The 6,056-nt window shown below is 70.0% G+C and carries 6 protein-coding genes; 4 read left to right on the top strand and 2 right to left on the bottom strand.

All coding sequences use genetic code 11. The features are described from left to right. Positions 1 to 1,679 (top strand): DUF885 domain-containing protein (locus VE172_RS19745; RefSeq protein ID WP_324803690.1); only part of this gene is annotated, 1,679 nt, incomplete at its 5' end. Positions 1,680 to 1,713: 34 nt separating this feature from the next. Here the strand turns inward: VE172_RS19745 and VE172_RS19740 are convergent. After that, entirely contained in the window at positions 1,714 to 2,235 is a 522-nt protein-coding gene (locus tag VE172_RS19740; RefSeq protein WP_324803689.1) for a hypothetical protein, read from the bottom strand. Positions 2,236 to 2,459: 224 nt separating this feature from the next. Between VE172_RS19740 and VE172_RS19735 the strand changes: the two genes are divergently transcribed. The 3 genes from VE172_RS19735 (at position 2,460) to VE172_RS19725 (ending at position 5,544) form a co-directional block, all read left to right on the top strand. Continuing rightward, complete coding sequence (locus VE172_RS19735; protein ID WP_324803688.1) at positions 2,460 to 2,867, top strand: DUF3151 domain-containing protein; 408 nt, start codon at positions 2,460 to 2,462, stop codon at positions 2,865 to 2,867. Between the two features lie 260 nt (positions 2,868 to 3,127). Beyond that, positions 3,128 to 4,039 (top strand): mycothiol synthase, encoded by a 912-nt coding sequence (gene mshD / locus VE172_RS19730; protein ID WP_414715125.1) that lies wholly within the window; start codon positions 3,128 to 3,130, stop codon positions 4,037 to 4,039. An 86-nt stretch (positions 4,040 to 4,125) separates the two neighbouring features. Then, a complete protein-coding gene (locus VE172_RS19725) occupies positions 4,126 to 5,544 on the top strand; it encodes a WD40 repeat domain-containing protein (protein WP_324803686.1) in 1,419 nt (472 codons plus the stop codon). 114 nt (positions 5,545 to 5,658) lie between these two features. On the opposite strand, the gene VE172_RS19720 is transcribed toward VE172_RS19725, so the two are convergent. Continuing rightward, on the bottom strand, positions 5,659 to 6,056 hold a 398-nt coding region (locus VE172_RS19720; protein ID WP_324803685.1), incomplete at its 5' end, for a 23S rRNA (guanosine(2251)-2'-O)-methyltransferase RlmB.

Below are 6,056 nucleotides of genomic sequence, written 5' to 3'. Positions count from 1 at the left end.
GACGAATTGACGACATCTCCGACAAATTTGTCGAGGAGAGCATCGCTATCTCTCCGACGACGGCCACCTTTCTGGGTGTGGCCGGACACGACCATGAGCTGGACGACCTCTCGCCCGCCGGAATCGAGCGGATGGCCGAGCTGGCGCGCCGCACCCTCATCGACCTGGACGGCACCGAGCCGAGCGACGAGCGCGAGCGGGTGGCCAAGGAGGGCATCTCCGAGCGGTTGGCCCTGGAGCTGGAGCGCCACGAGGCCGGCGACGAGTTCCTCAATCTGAACGTGATCTCCAGCGGCATCCACAATGTCCGTCAGGTGTTCGACATGATGAACACCGAGGGAGAGGACAACGCCTCCAACGTCGCCAAGCGGCTCGCGGCGGTGCCCACGGCGGTGCGGCAGTACATCGAGACGCTGCGCACCGAGGCCGCGTCCGGGCGGATCGCCGCCCAGTTGCAGGTGGCCCAGGTCGCCAAGCACTGCGACGCCTGGAACGGCGCCGAGGGCAACGACTTCTGGCAGGGGCTCGTCGACCGGGTCACCGTGGACGGCAAGGCACCGCAGGGCGCGCTGGCCGACGAGCTGGCCGCGGGCGTGCGCGACGCGAAGTCAGCGGTGGACGAGTTCGCCGGTTTCCTGCGCCAGGAACTGGCCCCCCGCGCGCCCGAGAAGGACGCGGTGGGCCGCGAACGCTACGCGCGCGGCTCGCGCTACTTCCTCGGCGCGGCGGTGGATCTGGAGGAGACCTACGCGTGGGGCTGGCAGGAGCTGCACCGCATCGAGACCGAGATGCGGGAGGTGGCGAACCAGATCAAGCCGGGCGCGTCCGTCGACGAGGCGGTGGCGGTGCTGGACGCCGACCCGTCCCGCAACATCGCCGACAAGCACGAGTTCCGCGACTGGATGCAGCAGCTGGCCGAGGCCACCATCGCCGACCTGGCCGACAAGCACTTCGACATTCCGGAACCGGTGCGCCGCATCGAGTGCATGATCGCGCCCACCGCGGACGGGGCCATCTACTACACCCCGCCGAGCGAGGACTTCTCCCGCCCGGGCCGCATGTGGTGGTCGGTGCCCGACGGCCAGGACAACTTCGGCAAGTGGCGCGAGGTCACCACCGTCTACCACGAGGGCGTGCCCGGCCACCATCTCCAGGTGGGACAGACGGCCTACCGTTCCGAGCTGCTGAACCGCTACCAGCGCCAGCTGCTGTGGTGCTCGGGCCACGGCGAGGGCTGGGCCCTGTACTCCGAGCGCCTGATGGACGACCTGGGTTACCTGTCGGACCCGGCGAACAAGCTGGGGATGCTGGACGGTCAGGCGTTCCGCGCCGCGCGGGTGATCGTGGACATCGGCATGCACCTGGAGCTGGAGATCCCCGCCGACAACCCGTTCGGGTTCCACCCGGGCGAGCGCTGGACCACCGACCTGGGCTGGGAGTTCCTGCGCGGCCACTGCCGCATCGAGGAGGACATGCTGCGCTTCGAGCTGTACCGCTACCTGGGCTGGCCCGGACAAGCACCGTCCTACAAGGTCGGCGAGCGGCTCTGGCTGGCGGCCCGCGAGGAATACAAGGCCCGCAAGGGTTCCGAGTTCAGCCTCAAGCAGTTCCACACCGACGCCCTCAACCTGGGTTCGCTCGGCCTGGACCCCTTCGCCGCGGCGTTGAAGCGGCTGTAGGACCTCGACGCGGAGTCCCTGTGCCGGCCGGCTTCTAGGCGGCCCGCAGGGACTCCGCCATCTTCCGCAACCGCCGGCTGAGCCGCCCGGCGCCGAAGACCACGGCGACCTGGTCGGCCCACAATCCACCCCAGTCGGGCCCGAGTTCCCGCACGACCTCCTCAATGGACGCGTTATCGGTGTGCCGCATCCATTTCCACAATGCCTTGTCCAGGCTCCATTCGGTGAGTTTGGTGCGGTGATTACTGCGGGCCTTGAACGTCACGAAGACTCCGGCCGCATAGCCGGGATCTCCGGTGTGATTGAGATATGAGATATAGCTTTCGGCGTGCAGTCGGGTGAATATCGGGGGAAGAACATTGAGAATCCGCATGGCCATGGGAGGGTCGGCCAGAAACAACGCGTCGGAGAGCCGATCGAGGTTCTTTTCCAGCGTGGCCTCGGGAACCCCGGCCAAAAGCAGCGCGCGGGTTTCGGAGTCCGGGGCGTAGTTCTCAAGGGCGACAACGGCATCCGCGATGATGTCGTCGTCCGATAGCTCGGGTACAAGAGACATGGGGGGTCACCTCGCCAGCTGAGAACTCTTCCAATATGCAGATATACGCCCGCAGCGGTCAAACAAATTCCCCGCCGAGCACGTCACTGGGTATGTGTGCGACTGTACCGGTTCAGAAGGTGTCGAAGATCCGCTGAAGACCGTGCCTGACAGAATGATCTCGCACCGATTGGCGACAGCTGTCCCTTCTGCGCATTCGCAGGTTTCTCGAAAAGGAGCTTCACATGCCCACGCGCGACCTCATGCCCGAGCCACCCGCGACCCTGCTGCCCGACGACGCCGAGCAGATCGCGACGCTCGCCGAGCACGGGCCCGCCGAGACCGCCCGGCGCTACCCCACCTTCTGCTCCGCGTGGGCGAAGCTGTCCGCCGCCGCCCGCGAGGAGGGCAACGACCTGGCCGCCTACGCGTTCGCCCGCACCGGCTACCACCGTGGGCTCGATCAGTTGCGGCGCAGCGGTTGGAAGGGCCACGGCCCGGTTCCCTGGTCCCACAAGCCGAACCGGGGTTTCCTCAAGGCCCTGCACCAGTTGAGTCTGGCCTCGGCCGAGATCGGCGAGGCGGACGAGGCGGCGCGCTGCGCGCAGTTCCTGCGCGACTGCGACCCGTCGGCGGCCGACGCGATGTCCTGAGGGACGACCCGGCCCGAGTGATCAAGAACACAATTCCCGAAGACAACAGCGGACCGAGCGCCCCGGCACGGCGCTCGGTCCGGCGTTGGTGCGCCGCCTTGCGGCGGCGACACGGGTAATCACGTCCCGACGCGGGAAACGGTTGCACGCGACTTCTCGAAATACTCGAGATTCAGCCGTTGGGGGCGGCGACGCCCGGGCGTTCAGGCGCCGAACACACCCGCGACCCCGGTCTGCGGCGCCCGGCGCGGACGTACGGTGTGTGCGTGGAGATCAACGACAACCTCGATACCGAGACCGTGTCGGAGGTCCTGAGGCTGGTGGAGCTGGGTTCCCGTGCCGATGGTCTGTCCGCGCTCGGGGAACAGCCCATCCTCAACCTGCGTCACGGCGGCGACGCCCCCACCGCCCACCTGGTGATCCGCGACGAGTCCGGCGAGGCGGTCGCCTACGCCAACCTCGACCTGTCCGACGCCGAGTCCGTCAACGTCGAGATGCTGGTGCACCCGATGCACCGGCACGGCGGCCACGGCGAGCGCCTCGTGGCCGGGGTGCTGGAACACGCCGCCCGGCTGGGACGCGGCACCGTCAACGTGTGGGCGCACGGCGACCACCCCAGCGCCCTGGCCCTGGCCGACCGCCACGACTTCGCCCGCGCCCGGGTGCTGTGGCAGATGCGGCGGCGGCTGCGCGACGACGAGCCGATCGCCACCGCCGGCGACGGCATCACCATCCGCCCCTTCGCCCCGGGCCGCGACGAGCAGGCCCTGCTGCGGGTTAACAACGCCGCCTTCGCCGACCACCCCGAGCAGGGCCGCTGGACCGCCCGCGACGTGGCGGTGCGGGAGCGGGAGTCCTGGTTCGACCCGAACGGGCTGCTGCTGGCCGAGCGCGAGGAGGACGGCCACGTGCTGGGCTTCCACTGGACCAAGGTGCACGGCAACGGTTCCGGCGCGATCGGCGAGATCTACGTCCTGGGCGTGGCGCCGGAGGCCCAGGGGCTGCGGCTGGGCGGCGCGCTCACCGTGGCGGGCCTGAAGTATCTGCGCGACCGCGGGCTGGGCACCGTGATGCTGTATGTGGACGAATCCAATGTCCGCGCCGTGCGGCTGTACCAGCGCGCGGGTTTCCACCGCTGGACCACCGACATCAATTACCAAAAGAAGCTCTAAGACCGTGTGCGCCTCGTTATCCGTTCGTGACGCCGCCGCGCGAAGATCGAAATCGGTGGATGTGGTGTTCTCAGCGGAGGTCGGCGATGTCGTCTCGAGCGGAGTCGGAGTATGACGACTTTGTGTCCTTTGTGGCGTCGGTCGAATCCGACCTGCGGTTCTCCGCGCGGCTGGCCGCCGGCGACGAGGCGACCGCCGGGCGGCTGACGCGCCGCGCCCTGGCGCGCCTGGCGCAGCGTTGGCGCTGGGTGAAGGACGACGACCCGCAGGCGACGCTGCTCGACCTGGTCGCCGACGAGGCCAACCGCCTGTGGCGCGACGAGAAGGACACCGGCGACGCCGAGCCCGATCCCACGGGGATCGACACCGCCTCCAGCCTGGCCGCCGAGGCCTGGCGGGCCGGGCAGCGGCTGCGGCGGCGCCGCCGCAACGGCGTGGTCGTGGTGCTGCTGTTGGTCGCCGTGATCGCCGTCGGCTACGCGCTGGTGACCACGGCGTCCTCCTCGACGCCGCCCAAGGAGCCCGACCCCGCGCACGCCGCGGCGGTCACGGCGACGCTGGCGGTGCTGCCGCCCCCCGACACGGCGGCCAACGCGCCCGGTCTCGACACCCAGCTGGGCGCCGACGATTCGGACGTGAACGTCGCCGCCCCGTCGCTGTCGAAGCACCCGACCGACGTCTTCGCCGCGGCGTTCCAGATCCACGACGGGAACACCGGCGTGGTGGGCGGCGACGGCCGCGCCCGCATGATCACCGACGCCACGGTGGGCAACGCCGCGGCCCTGTTCCCCCGCGCCGTGTCCCCGGGAGGCAAGCTGCTGGCCCTGGCGATCGACACCACCATCGTCACGGTCGACACCCGCGGGAAGCTGACCACGGTGCGCCACAACGATTCCCGCCCCACCGACCTGGCCTGGTACCCCAACGGCAAGTACCTGATGCTCACCGCCGCCAACGGCACCTTCCGCGTCGACGCGGCCACGGGGAAGCGGACGTCGGTGGGCTGGTACGGGGCGTCCACGGTGTTCGACGCGGATTCGCAGGGCGCCCGCGAATACGTCGACATGGGCGGCCGGGCCGGCATCCAGACCTGGTGGAACGGACAGCCCCACGGCAAGCCCCGCTCGTTCGGGGTGGACGAGCTGCCGATCAGCGAGTGGGACGGCGCGCCCTACCTCGAGCCCTCACAGAACCTGCTGGCGCGAAAGTGCGTGCCCGGCAAGCGAATGAAGCTGCCCGAGGGGTACGCCAAGCCGCGGTCCTGCGTCGCGGTGGTGAAGCCCAGCGGCGCGGTGTCGGCGATCCTCGCGCTCACCTCCGACTACGGCGCCCGCGACTCGGCGACCGTGCTGGGCGCCGAGGACGGGCAGGTCTACCTGTTGGCGGGCGCGGACGACAACGCCGCCCGGCTGCTGTTGGCGTGGGACACCGACAACAACGAGATCCACCTGGTGTCCACGATCGGCAACGCCGCCAGCTTCGTGCTGGGCGACATCGCCGCTTAGGGACCGTTGGGCAACTCACTCGCGTCGCGAGCGGCGTCCGGTCGAGTGCGTGGCAAGGCGGCCGGGCGCCGTCTGGGCGGCGCGCAGCGGGAAACGGGGTTCCCCCGACAGGCCCTAAAGGCCCCCGCGGCGGCGGGCGACCTCGGCCAGGGTGATGGAAGCGGCGACCGAGGCATTCAGCGAGTCCACATCGGAGCTAATCGGGATGCGCACCCGCAGGTCACAGGTCTCGCCGACGAGGCGGGACAGGCCGCGGCCCTCCGAACCCACCACGATCATCAGCGGATCGACGGCGGCGGGCAGGTCGAACAGGTCCACCTCGCCGTCGGCGTCCAGGCCCGCCACCAGCAGGCCAGCGCGCTGCGCCTCCTGGATGGCGCGGGTCAGGTTGGTGACCTTGGCGATCGGGAGCCTCGCGGCGGCGCCCGCGCTGGAGCGCCAGGCCGTCGCGGTCATCCCGGCGGCGCGGCGCTGCGGCACCACGGCGCCGTGCGCGCCGAACGCGGCGGCGG

Origin of the sequence: Stackebrandtia sp. (assembly GCF_035643755.1) — a bacterium.
Taxonomy (GTDB): Bacteria; Actinomycetota; Actinomycetes; order Mycobacteriales; family Micromonosporaceae; genus Stackebrandtia.
Note: the sequence above shows the minus strand (reverse complement) of the source record. Positions and strands in the feature narration are given on the sequence as shown.